The organism is Aurantimonas aggregata (assembly GCF_010500835.1).
Lineage (GTDB): Bacteria > Pseudomonadota > Alphaproteobacteria > Rhizobiales > Rhizobiaceae > Aurantimonas > Aurantimonas aggregata.
The window spans coordinates 33,488-49,781 of sequence record NZ_JAAAMJ010000005.1 but is presented as its reverse complement, the minus strand read 5'-3'; the positions used below and the strand labels follow the sequence as shown (position 1 = coordinate 49,781).

Genomic DNA, 16,294 nt, shown 5'->3' with positions numbered 1-16,294 from the left:
CCAGCTCCGCATCCCGACCATGCCGGAACCGACCGGCCACCCGAAATTGGCGGCAAAGCCGGCGCCGCGCAAGCCGGATTGCGGCGCCGAACGGGAAGACAGGGCGTGCGGGGCTATTTCTTGCCCTGGCGTGCCTTGCGGCTGGCGTATTTGGCGTCGCGCTCGGCCTTCCGGGCCGCTTCGTCGGAAACCATCTGGTCGATCAGGCGATTCTGGTCGGCCTTCTTGGCTTCTTCCTCGGCCTGGCGGACGGCTTCCCGCTCAACCTCGCGAGCCTCTTCCTCGCGCTGCTTCTGCTCGTCTTCCGCGCGCTTCTGCGCCTGGCGCTCCTCGCGCGCGGCAACGACGGCTGCGCGCTCCTCGCGGGCCTTTTCGGCCTCAGGGCTGTTGAGACGTGCCTTGGCCTTGTCAAGGAGCGCCTGCTTGGCCTCGTTGGCGGTCTTGCGGCGGTCGGCGAAATCGCTGTCGATCGGCTTCATCGGTCCTCATGGGTGGCGACGACGGCGCAGCATCGGGCTGGCTCGGTTCGTTATTCGCCTTCTGTCAAGCGGGATGGGGTTGGATAAGCCTGTTTGCGCCAAGACGCAACGGGCGGGATGCGCGATCAGGGCACTCGCCGAACGCAAAATTCATCCGGCGCCGCTTCAGGTCGAGCGACCCGCCCGGCCGCCGCGGCGCCCGCGATCCGGCGTGCCGGACGCCGAAGCACCCTGGCCGGGCAACAGCATGCCGCTTGCGTCCCGGTTCGGCAGCGCCTGCACAAGAGCAAGCGAAGGAAAGGCGTCGCGCTTGTTCGGGAAGGCCATGGCCGCGACGAAATGATCCTGGAAGGCCGGCTCCAGCGCCGTCTCGATCTTCTCGATGCGGCTGACCGTCGCTTCGATTTCGCGGCGATAGGCGCGATTGAGCAGCGCCATGCGGGCACCGGCGCCGGCGGCGTTGCCGACCGCCTGGCACCGCTCGAGATCGCAGTCGGGAACGAGCCCGAGCACCATCGCGTAGCGCGGCTCGATGAACGAGCCGAACGCGCCGGCCAGCGCGATCCGATCGATCTGCACGGCCGGGCCGCCGGGCTGCGAGAAACGGTCGATCAGCAGCTTGATCCCTGCATACAGCGCCGCCTTGGCCAGCTGGATGGCGCGGATATCGGTCTGCAGGATGGTCAGCGTTCGCTGCGGCGTCTCGTGCAGGACATAGGCGAACGTCCGCCCGCTCTGCACGATCCGGGGCGATCGGGCCGCCAGCGAACCGTCGATGACGCCATCCTCGGTGACGATGCCGGTGAGGAACAACTCGGCCACCACCTCGACGATGCCGGAACCGCATATGCCGGTCACGCCGAGCGCCGCTGCCGCTTCGGCAAAGCCCGGATCGTCGGACCAGATGTCGATGCCGATCACCTTAAAGCGCGGCTCCAGCGTGACCGGGTCGATCCGCACCCGTTCGATCGCGCCCGGTGCGGCGCGCTGGCCGCAGGAAATCTCGGCGCCCTCGAAGGCCGGGCCGGTGGGCGAAGAGGCGGCCAGCAGCCGGTGGCGGTTGCCGAGCACGATTTCGGCATTGGTCCCGACATCGACGAGGAGCATCATCTCGTCCTGGCGGTGCGGGCCCTCCGACAGCGTCGCCGCCGCGGCGTCAGCGCCGACATGGCCGGCGATGCACGGCAGCAGATAGGCACGGGCCACAGGATGCAGGCTCAGGTCGAGATCGGCCGCAGGCAGTGCCAGGGCGCCCGAGAGGGCCAGCGCGAACGGCGCCTGACCGAGCTCGGTCGGGTCGATGCCGAGAAACAGATGGTGCATCACCGGATTGCCGACGAAGACACAGTCCATGATGTCGCCCGTCGAGACATTGGCCTCGGTGGCAACGGTCTCGATCATCGCCTGCACGGTCTCGCGGACGGCGCGCGTCATCTCGGCCCGTCCGCCCGGGTTCATCATGACGTAGGAGACCCGGCTCATCAGGTCCTCACCGAAGCGGATCTGCGGATTGGGGGCGCCGGTGGCGGCGATGGTCGCGCCGGAAAGCAGCGAGGAGAGGGACAGCGCGATGGTTGTCGAGCCGATGTCGACGGCGATCCCGTAGGCCTCGTTCTTCAGGCCCGGATAGATCGCCATCAGATGCGGGCGATCTTCCTCATGGTCATGCGCGATGGCACAGGTCACCTGCCACGGGCCCTCGCGCAACGCCTTCTGCAGCAGCGGCAGGATCGAGTGTTCGACCGTCGGCCGGGCGAGGCCCCAGTCACTCTCCAGCGCCGCGAACACCCGGTCGAGATCGCCGAGCGGGGCGTGCATGTCCGGCTCGGGCACCTCGACAAGGAGCAGGCGGATCGCCGGGTCGCGCGGGAAGACCCGCGTGTCGACCGCCTTGCGCACGACCGCCGTGTTCACCGCCATGTCCGATGGCAGGTCGACGACGAGGTCGCCCTCGATCGATGTGGCGCAGGACAGCCGCCGGCCGGGCTTCAGGACGCGCTTCTCCGCGTAGCGGATTTCCGTCGCCGAGACCGGCGACAGATGATCGGCGGCCGAGACGATCTGGTGCTTGGCAAAGGCACCTTCGACGATCTCGACCTGGCATCGGCCGCAGATGCCGCGTCCGCCGCAGACGCTTTCGACATGGACGCCGAGCGAGCGGGCGGCAGCGATCAGCGACGTGCCGCGCGCGAAGCGGCCGCGCCGGCCGGACGGCATGAACAGGACGAGGGGATCAGTCTCGCCGCTCATCGGTGGTTCCGGAACGAAGGCGCGAGCAGGGTTAGCGCGACAGGCGTTTGCGGTTCGCCCGGACGCGCTGCGAATAGGGCTTCAGCCCGGCCGAGAAGATGGCGTCGCCATGATTGTCGTTCGAATACGATCCGGTCGCGGCGGCCAGCGTGGCCTTGGTCACCGCCTCGACCGCGGCGAGGTTCATCGCCATCAGCGATTCGCCGACGGCCTGCATCTTCTCGCTGACCATCTGGGCCGCCTCTTCGCGGTCGCTGGCCTGCGGCGAGGCGGCGGACGCCCAGAACTGCGTCAGGCGCGTGCCGATGACAAACGGCGACATGATCATCAGCGTGGTCATTTCCGCTGCCGTCTTGGGCGCGTGGGCAAAGACGGCGGGAAAGGGGTGGCGGCGAATCATCGAGGGCATTCCTTGTGGACCTGTCCCTCATAAACGCTAAGGCTGGCGAGATAGTTGGTGCCACGGCAAGTTTATTTCGCATCTGCGAGAAAGAAACCGCGCCGTCAGACGGGACGGCGTCTCCGCGCGGCCGAACCAGTCGATGATTCATGGTCACGCTGTGGGCCGTCGCGCTTCGCGGCCACCGCGCCGGCGTCCGGTCGAAGTGGCAGGAGCCGCAGCCGCCATCCCCGCCGAAGGCACGGCGTCGCGATAGCTGTGGATCCAGCCCATGCAGGACGGGTCGTTGCCCATCAGCACGTTGGCGGCGCGCACCGCTTCCATTTCCTGCGGCCGGCAGGGGTTCATGATCGCCGAGGTCATCCCGGCGGCGATCGCCATCGGCAGGAAGGCGGCGTTGATGCCATGGCGATGCGGCAGGCCGAATGAGATGTTGGAGGCGCCGCAGATCGTGTTGACGCCGAGCTCCTCGCGCAACCGCCGCACGAGCGCGAAGACCTGCCGCCCGGCGGTGCCCATCGCGCCGATCGGCATCACCAGCGGGTCGACGACGATGTCACAGGGCTTGATGCCGTAGTCGGCCGCATGGCGGACGATCCTTCGCGCGACCTCGAAGCGGACGTCCGGATCTTCCGAAATGCCGTTCTCGTCGTTGGAGATCGCCACGACCGGCACGTCGTATTGCCTGATCAATGGCAGGATGGCTTCGAGCTTCTCCAATTCGCCGGTGACCGAATTGACCAGCGGCCGGCCCTCGGCAATCTCGAGCGCCGCCTTGATCGCCAGCGATACCGAAGAGTCGATCGAGATCGGCAGGTCGGTGAGGCTCTGGACCAGCCGGATCGTCTCGAGCAGCAGCGGCGGTTCGGAGGCATTGGGGTCGACGGCGGTGACCCCGGCATTGACGTCGAGCATGGTGGCGCCCGCAGCGACCTGCTGCAGCACGTCGCTGGTCACCGTCTCGAAATTGCCGGCCACCATCTCGGCGGCGAGCTTCTTGCGGCCGGTCGGGTTGATCCGTTCGCCGATGACGCAGAACGGCTCGTCGAAGCCGATGACGATCTCCCGGCGGGCGGAGGCGACGATGGTGCGGGTCATGGACGTCTCCGGGGACGGATGGTCAACATCGTCGGTCTCACCCCAGCGCCCGCTCCGCGGCGCTGCCGGGCCAGGAGCCGCGCTCGCGCAGCCAGGCCGCCGACTGGGCCAAGCCACCGAACGGGAAGACGTGGATCTGCCGGACCGGCGATTCCGGCGTCTGCCGCCAGTGCTGCTCGATCGGCCCGACGACGGACTCGGGCGAATGGTGGGCGGCGAGCGCCGCCAGCGCACCGGTGCGCTTTTTCAGGAACGTCACCGAACTGCCGACGCCGCAGAGGGCGGCATAGCGGATCAGCGTCGTGATCGAGGCCGGCCCGGCGACGCCGATATGGATCGGCAGGCCGATGCCGCTATCGCGCACCGCCATCGCCCAGTCGATGTAGACGTCGGCGTCAAAGCCGAACTGCGTGACGATTCGCATCCTTGCGCCGGTGCGCTCGCAGAAATCGCGCTTCAGACGAAGCGCGGCCTCGGCCGTGGCGAGCGAGAACTCGGGCGAGCCCTCCGGATGGCCGGCAACGCCGATTTCGCTGATGCCGTGGCGATCGAGCAGGCCGCTTTCGAGGATTTCCATCGACGAGGTGTAGGGTCCGGCCGGTCGGTCGAGGCCGCCGCCGATCACCAGCACGTCGGTGACCCCGGCCTCTTCGGCATAGGCGCGGATCCGGGTCAGCAGCTCCTCGCGCGACCGGATCCGGCGCGCGGGGATGTGCGGCACCGGGACATAGCCGAGATCAGCAATCCGCCGTGTGGCGGCGACGAAGTCTCTGACGCTGTCGATGCCGACATCGGTCAGGTAGACGCGGGTGCCGGCGGGGAACAGGCCGGGCAGATCCGTCGAGCGCATCGCCTGTTTCGGCGCGACTTCGATCGAGGCGTCGATGACGTCCCGCGTCTGCGGCAGCGACAGGCTCATGGCTCGCGCCCCGCATTGTCGATGAGCGAGCGAAGCCGCTCCCTGTTGTAGGTGGCGTCGATTTCGGCGGCGGCGCGCTCGGCCTCGCTTTCGAGATCGTCGGCGTCCCGCTCGGTGCTCGCCCGGCGCCATTCCGCCAGATAGGCGTCGGAATCCTTGGCCCCGACGCTCATCGCGCACATGTCGACTGCCTCGATGAACCGTTTCGGCAGCTCGCGCCTGGCCGCCTTGCGGCCCTGCCGCACGATCACCTGGGCCGGGATGTCACGCCAGTAGACGACCTGCAATTCCGCCATCGGGATCCTCCGTGGCGAACAATGTGGACGCGTCGTTGAGGCAAGGTTGTGCCGGTCGCGACGGGACACGGCGGCTTTGCGACATGCGGCGGTCGGCGTCTCAGAACAGCTGCAGGAAGGCGAAGAGCGCCGCGCCGTAAACGCCGGCGAGGAAGAGCGCCGCGCCGATTCCGACGACGACCGAGGCGATCAGCCAGAGCCCGTCCCGGGCCGTGATGGCGACCCCTGCAAGCGCGATCGACACGCCGGGGAACATGTTGGTCAGCGGAAAGGGGATCGCCACCAGGAGAGCCATCACGAAGGAGAACCAGCCGATCGCCGACAGGACGACCCACTCCGGCTCCGGCCAGGCGCGGTGGCGCGCCAGGCGCTCGACCTTGCGCAGATAGGGACCCAGCCGCACGACCAGCATGCTCATGGTCTCCGGCTTCAGGCGGATGTTCCGCACCCGCTGGGGCAACCACAGGCGATGCCGGCCGATCGCGAGCTGGATGGTGAAGAGCAGCAGCGGCACGCCGAACACCAGCGACGTGCCGGGCGGCAGCGGAATGAGGTTGGCCCCGCCGAAGACGATGAAGAACGCGCCGAAGGAGCGTGCGTCGAAAGCCTCGGACAAATCGCCGATCGTCGGAATATCCCGGTCGCGATGGCTGTAGGCCCGCAGGATCGCAGAGATGCGGCGTTGGCGCTTGCCCCTCCGGCGTCGGAGCGATTCGCGCAGGCGCGCGAAAGCCGCGGTCGGCGCACGGGCGGCTCGGGGAGCTGAGGCTTCAGGGGAGGACATGGTGACGAATTCAAAGTCCCGTACCGGAAGCCGGGCCCCATGCCCGATGCTCCGCCTTTTGCCCATCTGGGAGACGACTATGCCCGATGGGCAGTTAAGTCAGCGTTGCCGCCGGGATATCAAGACGTGACATCCTCTATGGCGCCGCCAGCTCGACTTTTCGCCGCGTTCCGGAAAGCGGTTCGATTTAAGCCAATGAGCTTCTTCCCGCAATGTGACTTAGGACACACTCGCATCGCTGGATCGGGTCGCAAGACCCGAAGCGCGTCACGGCCGCAACTTGCAACAGGTCCGGTCGACGAGGCGTCGCCCTATCCGCCTGCGGCGGCGTCGACAAGCGCCGGGGTGAGATCGCCGTAGCCGACCAGCCGGCGCTCGTAGGCAAGGCCAAGCCGCGCGGCGATGGCGCGGGCCCGACGGTCCAGCACGGCGTCGTCCGTCTGCGCCAGATACACGACCCGCTCGTAATTGCCGAACAGCATGCCGACCATCTCGGGATGCCGATCCAGCTTGAACGGCCTGGCAACGAAGGCGTCGAACTGCCGGGCGAGGAAGTCGGTCAGCCAGAAGGTCGTCAGATGCGCATCGGCCTCCTCGGCGAATTGCCGGTTGCCGCGGAAGAAGGCGTAGCAGTGCGGGCCGGGAATGCGCGCCACCTTCTCGCGCTGGCAAAGCGCGTCGAGGGCGCCGCCTGTCCCGCAGTCGGCATAGGCGACGAAGATCCGCTGGCACCCGCGTCCCCGCGCCGCCGCGATCGCCGCCTCGACTGCCGGGACGATCTTCTGCGGCGCATTGTGCAGGATCGCCGGCAGGCAGGTGAGGGTGACGTGGTCGAGACGGTTGGCTGCCACCACGGCGCCGATCTCGCGGGCGATCGCGCCGCAAGCGATGACGGTCAGAGGCTCCCCGCCGATATTGGTTGCACCCGTCACCAAAGCGTCCATAAGCAGCTTGAACGAAAAACGCCGACCTCGCGGGAACCTGTCAGCCGGCCGAACGTTTTTTCGTCACATTGTTCCAACGGAGAGTTGATCATGACCAACCGCCTCGCAGTAGTGACCACGATCCTGGCCGGAGCCCTGATGCTCTCCGCTTGCGCCAACACGGTCCGCGGCGTCGGCCGTGACGTAGGCAACACCGTTGATGCGACGGGCGCAGCCGTCAACGACGTGGCGCGATAAGCCTGCATCATTCTTCCAGGATTGGGCGCGGGGCCGAACGGCCGCCGCGCCTTTTCTTTGTCGGGGCGCCGGAAAAGGCCGGGGCGACGCTGCCGCCACGTGCAGGTAACGGCGTCCTCGCTTCGATCACAGCTGGTTGTGCCGCCGCTCGATGAGGCTCCTGGCGGTTTCCACCGTCACTGCCGCGTCGCGGCAATAGGCATCAGCTCCGACCTGGTTGGCGAAGTCCTCGTTGAGCGGCGCGCCGCCGACCAGAACGATCACCTTCTCCCGAATTCCTTTCTGGACCAGCGTGTCGATGACCACTTTCATGTAGGGCATGGTGGTGGTGAGCAGCGCCGACATGCCGAGCAGTTCCGGCTGGTGCTCCTCGATCGCGGCGAGATACTTGTCGACGTCGATGTTGATGCCGAGGTCGACGACCTCGAATCCGGCACCCTCCATCATCATCCCGACGAGGTTCTTGCCGATGTCGTGGATGTCGCCCTTGACCGTGCCGATCACCATCTTGCCCTGCTTAGGCGCACCGGTCTCCACCAGCAGCGGCCGCAGGATAGCCATGCCGGCCTTCATGGCATTCGCCGAGAGAAGCACCTCGGGCACGAACAGGATGCCGTCACGGAAATCCTCGCCGACGATCTGCATGCCGGCGACCAGTGACTTGGTCAGGACATCGTAGGGGGTCCAGCCGCGATCGAGCAGCAGCCGCGTTCCCTCCTCGATCTCTTCCTTCATCCCGTCATAGAGGTCGTCCTTCATCTGCGCGACGAGGTCCTCGTCGGAGAGTTCGGCCAGGATGATGTCGTCGTCCGCCATGACGGCTGTTCCTCGAGCGGGCAGGCTGCATGATGCATCGCCTCGATTAGAGGGAGCTTAGGGCAAGGCGTTGAGATCGCATACCGTCCGAGCGACATGGAGAACGCGGAAAGCGACGTGACGCCTCGGCCGGCGCCGCGTGCCGCACTGTCCTTGCCGCGTCACCAGAATTCGCAACCGGGACGGCGGGGCCGGCCCCGACTTCTGGTATTCTCGGCGCGCGGAACGTGCGGCACGAGCGTGTCCGCGGCATCGGCGAGCGCCGGGAGGCAGTACCATGGACAACGAAACCGTCGAGACCGCCGAGGTTGCGGCCAGCGAAGGCAGCCGGCGCAGCCGGGGTGCCGGCGGCGGTGCGTCGGCGCGGCGCGCGGCGCGCGTCCAGACCGGCTCGGGCCAGAAGCTCGCCTATATCCGCCGCGCCCTGCCGGTCTACGAAGTTCTCGACGAAGCCGGCGCCGCGCTGATCGAGGCCAATGCCGACATCGTCCTCGAGGAGATCGGCATCGAGTTCCGCGACGATCCCGAGGCGCTTGCGATGTGGCGGGCGGCCGGCGCCGATGTCAGCGGCGAGCGCGTGCGCTTCCCGAAGGGGCTCTGCCGCGAACTTCTGAAGACCGCGCCGAGGAGCTTCGTCCAGCATGCCCGCAATCCGGAAAACTCCGTCGAGATCGGCGGCAACGCCACCGTCTTCGCGCCGGTCTACGGCCCACCCTTCGTCCGCGACCTCGACGGGGTACGCCGCTATGCGACGATCGAGGATTTCCGCAATTTCGTGAAGCTCGCCTACATGGCGCCGGCAATCCATCACTCGGGCGGCACCGTATGCGAGCCCGTCGACGTCGCCGTGAACAAGCGGCACCTCGACATGGTGCATGCCCACATGACGCTGTCGGACAAGCCGTTCATGGGCTCGGTCACCGCGCCGGAGCGGGCGGAAGACACGGTCGCGATGTGCCGCATCCTGTTCGGCGAGGAATTCGTCGACCAGAACTGCGTCGTCATCAACCTGATCAACGCCAATTCGCCAATGACCTTCGACGGCACGATGCTGGGTGCGCTGAAGGTCTATGCCCGCGCCAACCAGGCCTGCATCGTCACGCCCTTCATCCTCGCCGGCGCGATGAGCCCGGTGACCGTCGCCGGTACGCTGACTCAGGTTCTCGCCGAGGTGCTCGCGGGCGCCGCCTTCACCCAGCTCTGCCGGCCGGGCGCGCCGGTGGTCTTCGGCACCTTCGCCTCGTCGATCTCGATGCAGTCGGGCGCCCCGACCTTCGGCACGCCCGAGCCGTCGCTGGTCTCCTTCGGCGCAGCGCAGTTGGCGCGGCGGCTGGGCTTGCCCTTCCGCACCGGCGGCTCGCTCTGCGCGTCGAAGGTTCCGGACGCGCAGGCGGCCTATGAGAGCGCCAACACGCTCAACTCGACGCTGATGGCGGGCACGAATTTCGTGCTGCATGCCGCCGGCTGGCTCGAGGGAGGGCTTGCAGCCTGCTACGAGAAATTCGTCATGGACTGCGATCAGCTCGGCGCCATGCAGGCGCTGATGCGGGGCGTCGATCTCTCGGAGAACGGCCAGGCCATGTCGGCGATCCGCGAGGTCGGCCCGGGCAGTCACTATCTCGGCTGCCAGCACACCCAGGACAACTTCCAGACGGCGTTCTATCGCTCGACCATCGCCGACAACAATTCGTTCGAGCAATGGAGCGCCGAGGGCGGCCAGCGGGCCGAGTCCCGCGCCAACACGCTGTGCCGGCGGTGGCTCGATGCCTATGCCCCGCCACCGCTCGATCCCGCCATCGCCGAAGCGCTGGCTGCCTTCGTCGCCCGTCGCAAGGAGTCCGAACCGGACGCCTTTGCCTGAAAGGGAGAGGCGGATCCGGCCGCCAAAGGGGAAGCATCGTCCGCCGGCCGCGTGGCCGACACGATTCACCGTGCCGTCTGGCGCAGCACACAGGACGAATAGTATCGCTGCCAGGCCGGCGACAGATGTCTTTTGACATGAACTCGTGGGGACAGCGGCGGCCCTGCAACTGACAGCAGACCCGACTTGGGCTTATATCGACTGAATTCGTCTCGCGGGGTCGGTCGATGGGGTCGTTGTTTCGTTATTTCATGGCCCGGCCGATCTGGTTCGCCGCTGCCGTCGCCTTGGCCCTGGTGCTGCTGCCCGTCGCCGTCTGGCTCGACCTTCGCCATCTCTCCGACACGGCGCTGAATGCGCAGGCCAACAGCCTGAACGCGATGATCACCGACATCCGCACCTACTATGCCCGCAACGTCGTCGGGCGGGTCCTCGCCAATCCGGGCGGCCAGACCATCGCGGCGCATAACTACGCCGATATACCCGGCGCCATCCCGATCCCCGCGACGCTATCCCTCGAGCTCGGCGACGTCGTCGGGCACCAGGGAGACAACATGCGCTATCGCTTCGTTTCCGACCTCGTCTTCGCGGCGCGCGAACCGCACCGGCTGGACGATTTCGAGAAACAGGCGCTGCAGACCTTCCGCACCGAGGGCGCGGACCGGCCGCTGATCACCGCCATCGACGGGACGATGCTCGACCGCCGCATCCGCCTCGCCGCGCCGGTGGTCATGGGCGAGGCCTGCGTTGCCTGCCACAACAGCCATCCGGAGAGCCCGAAACGCGACTGGAACGTCGGCGACGTGCGGGGCATCCAGGAGATCGAGGTGCAGCAGCCGATCGCCGCCAACCTCTTCTCGTTCAAGTACCTGCTGTCCTATTTCGTTGGCGCCGGTATCTTCGGCATCGGCTTCGCCGCCATGCAATGGCGCCAGGCGCGGGCCTTCGGCCGGATGAACGCCGACCTCGAGGAGGCCAACACCTTCCTGGCGGCTGTCTCGATGAAGATCTCGAAATATCTGTCGCCGCAGGTCTACCGCAGCATCTTCAGCGGCGAGCGCGACGTGGTGATCTCCACCGAGCGCAAGAAGCTGACGATCTTCTTCTCCGACATCAAGGACTTCACCGTCACGTCCGAACGGCTGCAGCCGGAGGAGCTGACGCAGCTCCTGAATGAGTATTTCACCGAGATGTCGAAGATCGCCCACGAATACGGCGCGACGGTCGACAAGTTCATCGGCGACGCGATCCTCGCCTTCTTCGGCGACCCCGAGACTCAAGGCACGCGGGAGGACGCGCGGGCGTGCCTCGCCATGGCCATCGCCATGCAGCGCCGAATGGTCGGGCTCAACGCCGAGTGGCGCCGCCGCGGCATCGAGAAGCCGTTCCAGGCGCGGATGGGCATCAATACCGGCTTCTGCAATGTCGGTAATTTCGGCAGCGTCGATCGCATGGACTACACGATCATCGGCGCCGAGGCGAACCTTGCCGCCCGGCTCGAACAGATCGCCGAGCCCGGCGGTATCGTCATGAGCTATGAGACCTTCGCGCTGGTCGAGGACTCGGTGCGGGCGAGGGCGCTGGCACCGATCTCGCTCAAGGGCATCAGCCGCGAGGTGATCCCCTACGTCGTCGAGGGCATCCACGACGAGGCGCCCGAGGCGATGCCCAGCGTCATCAACGAATTCACCGACGGCGCGCGGATCTTCCTCGATGTCGAGCGGCTGACCGACGCCGAACGGACCCGGATCGAAGGCGTGCTGACGCAGGCCGTCGCAGCACTGCGGCGGCACCAGCCCGTCGTTTCCTGATAAGCGGCGTCCGCCGCCCGATCAGGACAGCTCGCGCGCCCGACGAGCGGACGACCGCCGATCCCTGCCTTCGAGCCGGCGCGTGCCGCCGCCCTGCGGCCGGAGCCTCGTCCTGGCGATCTGGGCGGCGATGCTCGCTGGGATCTGCCGCATGACTTCGCTGGCGGGCAGGGGATGGGCGAACAGATAACCCTGGATCTCGTCGCAGCGCCGCCCTGCCAGGATCGCCAGCTGCTCCTCAGTCTCGACACCTTCGGCGACGATGGTCAGATCGAGCGCCCGACCGAGTTCGATGACGGCATCGGCAATCGCCAGGGAGCTCTCGTCGATCGACAGGTTGCGGATGAACGACTGGTCGATCTTGATCGAGTCGAACGGGAAGGTCCGCAGGTAGCTGAGCGAGGAATAGCCGGTGCCGAAATCGTCGAGCGCGACCTTGATGCCGTGTCGCTTCAACGCTCTCAGGACGCCGAGCGCGCGGTCGCGGTCCTCGATCAGGATGCTCTCCGTCAGCTCCAGCTCCAGCCGTGTCGGCGGGAAGCCGACCTCCTCCAGGATGGCCAGCGTCGTCTCGACGAAATTGCGATTGCGCAGCTGATAGGCGCTGACATTGACGCTGATCGCCGCGCCGTCCAGCAGCGCCAGCGACTGCCGGCAGGCTTCGCGCAGCACCCATTCGCCGATCTCGCCGATCTTGCCGGCCTGTTCGGCGATGGGAATGAAGGTGGCGGGGCTGATCAGGCCGCGCTCCGGATGCTGCCATCGAACCAGCGCCTCGTAGCTGCCGATCCGCTCCTCGCCCAGCACGATCCGCGGCTGGAAGCACAGATACAGCTCGTTGCGGGCGACGGCGTTGCCGAGGTCGGATTCGAGGATACGCCGCATGCGCAGCTCGGCGTCCATGCCGCTTTCGAAGCCGGCGTAGTTGTTCCGGCCGCTGCGCTTGGCGTGGTAGAGCGCGACATCGGCGCGGGAGATGACCGTGCCCGGCTCGATGCCGTCGCGCGGGGCGAGGGCAAAGCCGACGCTGGCGCCGGGACGGATCCTGACGCCGTTGCCGGCATCGATCGGCGCGCCCAGCTCGTGCACGATCCGGAAGGCGAAATCCGCAACCTGGTTGGCGAAGGCGACGTCCGGCAGGATGACGCCGAATTCGTCGCCGCCGAGGCGCGCGACGAAGCCCGCCTTGCCGAACAGCGTCTGCAGCCTCTTCGCCGAGGCGCGGATGACCGCATCGCCGGCCGGATGGCCGTAGAGATCATTGATGTCCTTGAACCGGTCGAGGTCGACGGCAATCAGGGCGGCGACGCGGTTGCCCTTGCGCACCTCCGCCAGCGTCTCCTCGAAGAACTGCTGGTACAGGAGGCGGTTGGGCAATCCGGTCAGGGCATCGTGCTGCGCCGTGAAGCGGATGCGCTCCTCCGCCTCCTTGCGTTCGCGCAGGTCGACGAAGGCGCTGACCCGCGTCTCCTCGCCGCGGAAGATGATCGTGCGCGAGCGGATCTCCACCGGAATCTCCACCCCGTCGGCACGCCGCAGCCGAAGCTCCAGCGGCGTGACTTCGCGCGTCGCGAGCGCCCGGGCGAGCGTCTCGACGTCCGCCTCGGCGACGACATCCTCCATGGTGCGCCTGATCAGCTCCCGCCCCGACAGGCCGGTGAGCCGCTCGAAGGCGACATTGGCGTCGATGATCCGTCCGGCGACGGTGACCGCGATGCCTTCGAATACCGCCCCGGCCATGGCCGACAGGCGTTCCGCTTCCTGCGAGGCGCGCAGCACGTCCTCGCTGGCGCGCCGGGCAAGTTCGCCGTCCTCGACCTTGTCGAGGAAGGCATTGAACAGGCGCGTCGTCAGTTCGGCGTCGTCGCCGGTCTCGATGGGGATGCGGTGGCTGATGTCGGCGTGGCCGTCGAGGATCTGGCGTAGCGCCGTTTCCATGGTTCCGAGGCCGAGGCTGGTTGCGTGCTCGGACTGGTTGAGGCCGCGCTCCTCGTCGCCCGCCGAAACCCGGATCGGCGTGATCCGGTCGAGGACGCGGAACAACAGATAGGCGAGGGGGAACGCCCAGATGAAGTTCAGGCCCGCCCCGGCCGCCTGGATGGTGAGCTGTGAGAGGCGCCCGCCGGCCGCGATCTGGTCAAGCGGTGCCAGGAGGGCGAGGCCCAGCGTGCCGAGAACGCCGGCAAAGCCGTGCACGCCGATCGCGCCGACCGCATCGTCGATCCGGCAGCGCCGTTCGATGAACCGGTTCCCCCAGACGGCGATCAGCCCGCCGGCGGCGCCGACGACCATGGCGCCCGTGGCGTTGAGGAGATGGCATCCCGCGGTGATGGCGACCAGGCCGCCGAGCAGCCCGCAGATCGGCTTCTCCGGCAGGACCAGCCCGTCATGCCGAAGGGCAAGGAAATAGCCGGCGACGCCGCCGGCACCGGCGGCCAGCACGGTGTTCGCGACGATATGGGCGATGGCCGTGGTCGGGACGATGGTGGAGCCGCCATTGAAGCCGATCCAGCCAACGAAGATCACCATCGCGCCCACCGTCGCCAGCACCGCGCTGTGGCCGGGAATACGGCGGACCCTGCCATCTGCCTCGAAGCGGCCTATGCGCGGCCCTAGCACCAGGCAGGCGGCGAGAGAGACCCAGGCGCCGGTGCTGTGGACGACGGTCGAGCCGGCGAAGTCGATGAAGCCGATGTTCGACAGGAAGGCCGATGCGCTCGGCGCCAGCGCGCTGCCCCAGGCCCAGTGGGCGAAGACCGGGTAGATGAGCGCCGCCACGACGACCGAGCAGATGACATAGGTCCCGAGGCGCAGCCGCTCCGCGGCGGCCCCCGAGACGATGGTCGCCGCCGTGCCGCAGAACATCACCTGGAAGGCAAAGAAGGCGTATTCGGCAGGCTCAAGATCCCAGAGGCCGGCGAAGCGGGCATCGAGGCCGAAGCCGTAGCCGCTGTCGACGCCGAAGGCGATCATGAAGCCGACCAGTGCGAAGGCGATGATCGAGAACAGCAGGTCGAGAAGGTTCTTCTGCGCGACGTTGACGGAGTTCTTCGAGCGCACGAGGCCGGCTTCGAGCAGCAGGAACCCGACCTGCATCAGGAGGACCAAACTGGCGGCCACCAGCACCCAGACGAAGGCATCGGGTTCCTGCGGCGCGGCGGACGCTGCCGTCGCGTTGGCCGTTGCCGCGGAGGGCAGGACGAGGCCGAGACAAAGAAACGCTGGAAGTCGCACTGTTCATATCCTGCTGCGGTGCAAGACAACAGTTGAAGGTGAACCTATTAAATATGGCTGAAAGATCGGCGGAGATGGCAACTGCCCATAGGGTAGGCGATGCGGTCCGGGTCGCCGCAGTTCAATCCCGCGCGCGGCCGCGGCGGCCGCCGGTGGAAGCCCGTGGTTCCGCCAGTTCGGACGCCGGCTTGTTCACCAGCGGGCCGACGGCAGCGACGATCGCCTCCACCGTCGGTCGTTCGCGCCGATGATGCGTGTCGATTGCCGCGCGCATGGCGCCCAGATGATGCGGCGACGTCCCGCAGCAGCCGCCGATGATCTGGGCGCCGAGATCGATGGAGAGGCGCGTATATTCCGCCATCTGTTCCGGGGTTCCGGAGTAGACGGTCTTGCCCTCGACGAAGCGGGGGATGCCGCAGTTCGCCTTGAGCAGCAGCGAGGCGCCGGCCGTCTCGAATTCGAGGCCCGTCGCCAGCATGTCGGATGCGCCGACCCCGCAATTGGCCCCGATCGCCAGCGGCGCCTCGGAGAGGCCGTCGAGCGCCTTGTAGAACTCCTTAGGGTGGATGCCCATCATCGTGCGGCCGGCGCTGTCGAAGGAGCCGGTGACCGTATAGGGCATGCCGCACGCGATCGCGGCTTCTGCGGCAGCCCGGACCTCGTCGGCGGCCGACATCGTCTCGATCCAGATGACGTCGACGCCGCCCGCCTTCAGCCCCTCCACCTGCTCGCGGAACGCGGTGACGGCGTCCTCGTAGATCAGCGCGCCGAGCGGCACCAGCAGCTCGCCGGTGGGCCCGACGGAGCCTGCCACCACGACCGGTCGGCCTGCGCGATCGGCGACGGAGCGGGCGAGTTCGGCAGCGATCCGGTTGATCTCGTGGACGCGGTCCTCGGCCTGGTGCAGCTTCAGTCGATGCCTGTTGGCCCCGAAGGAGCAGGTCAGGATGATGTCGGCGCCATTGTCGACGAAGGCCTGATGCAGCGCCTCGATCCGGTCCGGATGGGTCTCCAGCCACATCTCCGGCGCTTCGCCGGATTCGAGGCCGACCTCGAACAGATTGGTGCCCGTCGCGCCGTCGGCGAGGAGGACGCCCTTTTCCGCAAGGAGCCGGCTGAGAAGATCGGTCATGGCGTGCGGCTCCGGAGTGCGGTCTGGCAGGGC

The 16,294-nt window shown here is 67.4% G+C and carries 14 protein-coding genes; 3 read left to right on the top strand and 11 right to left on the bottom strand.

Annotation, left to right across the window (positions count from 1 at the left end; all coding sequences use genetic code 11):
- Positions 1–113: 113 nt before the first annotated feature.
- The 8 genes from GTW51_RS09195 to GTW51_RS09160 form a co-directional block, all read right to left on the bottom strand.
- Positions 114–479 carry a DUF6481 family protein gene (locus GTW51_RS09195; protein ID WP_163043627.1) on the bottom strand — a complete coding sequence of 122 codons (366 nt, stop codon included), beginning with the start codon at positions 477–479 and terminating at the stop codon, positions 114–116.
- 165 nt (positions 480–644) lie between these two features.
- On the bottom strand, positions 645–2,729 hold the full coding sequence (locus tag GTW51_RS09190) for an ASKHA domain-containing protein (protein ID WP_163043626.1): 2,085 nt from the start codon (positions 2,727–2,729) through the stop codon (positions 645–647).
- Between the two features lie 31 nt (positions 2,730–2,760).
- On the bottom strand, positions 2,761–3,129 hold the full coding sequence (locus GTW51_RS09185) for a hypothetical protein (protein ID WP_163043625.1): 369 nt from the start codon (positions 3,127–3,129) through the stop codon (positions 2,761–2,763).
- Between the two features lie 153 nt (positions 3,130–3,282).
- On the bottom strand, positions 3,283–4,227 hold the full coding sequence (locus tag GTW51_RS09180) for a methyltetrahydrofolate cobalamin methyltransferase (RefSeq protein WP_163043624.1): 945 nt from the start codon (positions 4,225–4,227) through the stop codon (positions 3,283–3,285).
- A gap of 37 nt (positions 4,228–4,264) precedes the next feature.
- Positions 4,265–5,146 carry a methylenetetrahydrofolate reductase gene (locus GTW51_RS09175; protein WP_163043623.1) on the bottom strand — a complete coding sequence of 294 codons (882 nt, stop codon included), beginning with the start codon at positions 5,144–5,146 and terminating at the stop codon, positions 4,265–4,267.
- A complete protein-coding gene (locus tag GTW51_RS09170) occupies positions 5,143–5,442 on the bottom strand; it encodes a virulence factor (RefSeq protein WP_163043622.1) in 300 nt (99 codons plus the stop codon). Before GTW51_RS09170 ends, GTW51_RS09175 begins: the two co-directional genes overlap by 4 nt.
- Before the next feature lie 100 nt (positions 5,443–5,542).
- The gene (locus tag GTW51_RS09165) at positions 5,543–6,226 is read right to left on the bottom strand and encodes an exopolysaccharide biosynthesis protein (protein WP_163043621.1); all 684 of its coding nucleotides are present in this window, start codon (positions 6,224–6,226) and stop codon (positions 5,543–5,545) included.
- Between the two features lie 311 nt (positions 6,227–6,537).
- Complete coding sequence (locus GTW51_RS09160) at positions 6,538–7,170, bottom strand: DUF1638 domain-containing protein (protein WP_163043620.1); 633 nt, start codon at positions 7,168–7,170, stop codon at positions 6,538–6,540.
- A gap of 90 nt (positions 7,171–7,260) precedes the next feature.
- On the opposite strand from GTW51_RS09160, the gene GTW51_RS23535 reads away from it, so the two are divergent.
- On the top strand, positions 7,261–7,407 hold the full coding sequence (locus GTW51_RS23535) for an entericidin domain-containing protein (protein ID WP_203565990.1): 147 nt from the start codon (positions 7,261–7,263) through the stop codon (positions 7,405–7,407).
- A gap of 126 nt (positions 7,408–7,533) precedes the next feature.
- Here GTW51_RS23535 and GTW51_RS09155 read toward each other — a convergent pair whose 3' ends face one another.
- Complete coding sequence (locus GTW51_RS09155) at positions 7,534–8,223, bottom strand: corrinoid protein (protein WP_163043619.1); 690 nt, start codon at positions 8,221–8,223, stop codon at positions 7,534–7,536.
- 277 nt (positions 8,224–8,500) lie between these two features.
- Between GTW51_RS09155 and GTW51_RS09150 the strand changes: the two genes are divergently transcribed.
- Positions 8,501–10,084: a trimethylamine methyltransferase family protein gene (locus tag GTW51_RS09150; protein WP_163043618.1), complete on the top strand. Its 1,584-nt coding sequence runs from the start codon at positions 8,501–8,503 to the stop codon at positions 10,082–10,084.
- Positions 10,085–10,335: 251 nt separating this feature from the next.
- Positions 10,336–11,895, top strand: coding sequence for an adenylate/guanylate cyclase domain-containing protein (locus tag GTW51_RS09145; protein ID WP_246232897.1), 1,560 nt, complete (start codon positions 10,336–10,338; stop codon positions 11,893–11,895).
- Between the two features lie 21 nt (positions 11,896–11,916).
- Here the strand turns inward: GTW51_RS09145 and GTW51_RS09140 are convergent, their stop codons facing one another.
- A complete protein-coding gene (locus GTW51_RS09140) occupies positions 11,917–15,129 on the bottom strand; it encodes an EAL domain-containing protein (protein ID WP_203565989.1) in 3,213 nt (1,070 codons plus the stop codon).
- A 121-nt stretch (positions 15,130–15,250) separates the two neighbouring features.
- Positions 15,251–16,261, bottom strand: coding sequence for a betaine--homocysteine S-methyltransferase (bmt, locus tag GTW51_RS09135; protein ID WP_163043616.1), 1,011 nt, complete (start codon positions 16,259–16,261; stop codon positions 15,251–15,253).
- Positions 16,262–16,294 lie beyond the last annotated feature (33 nt).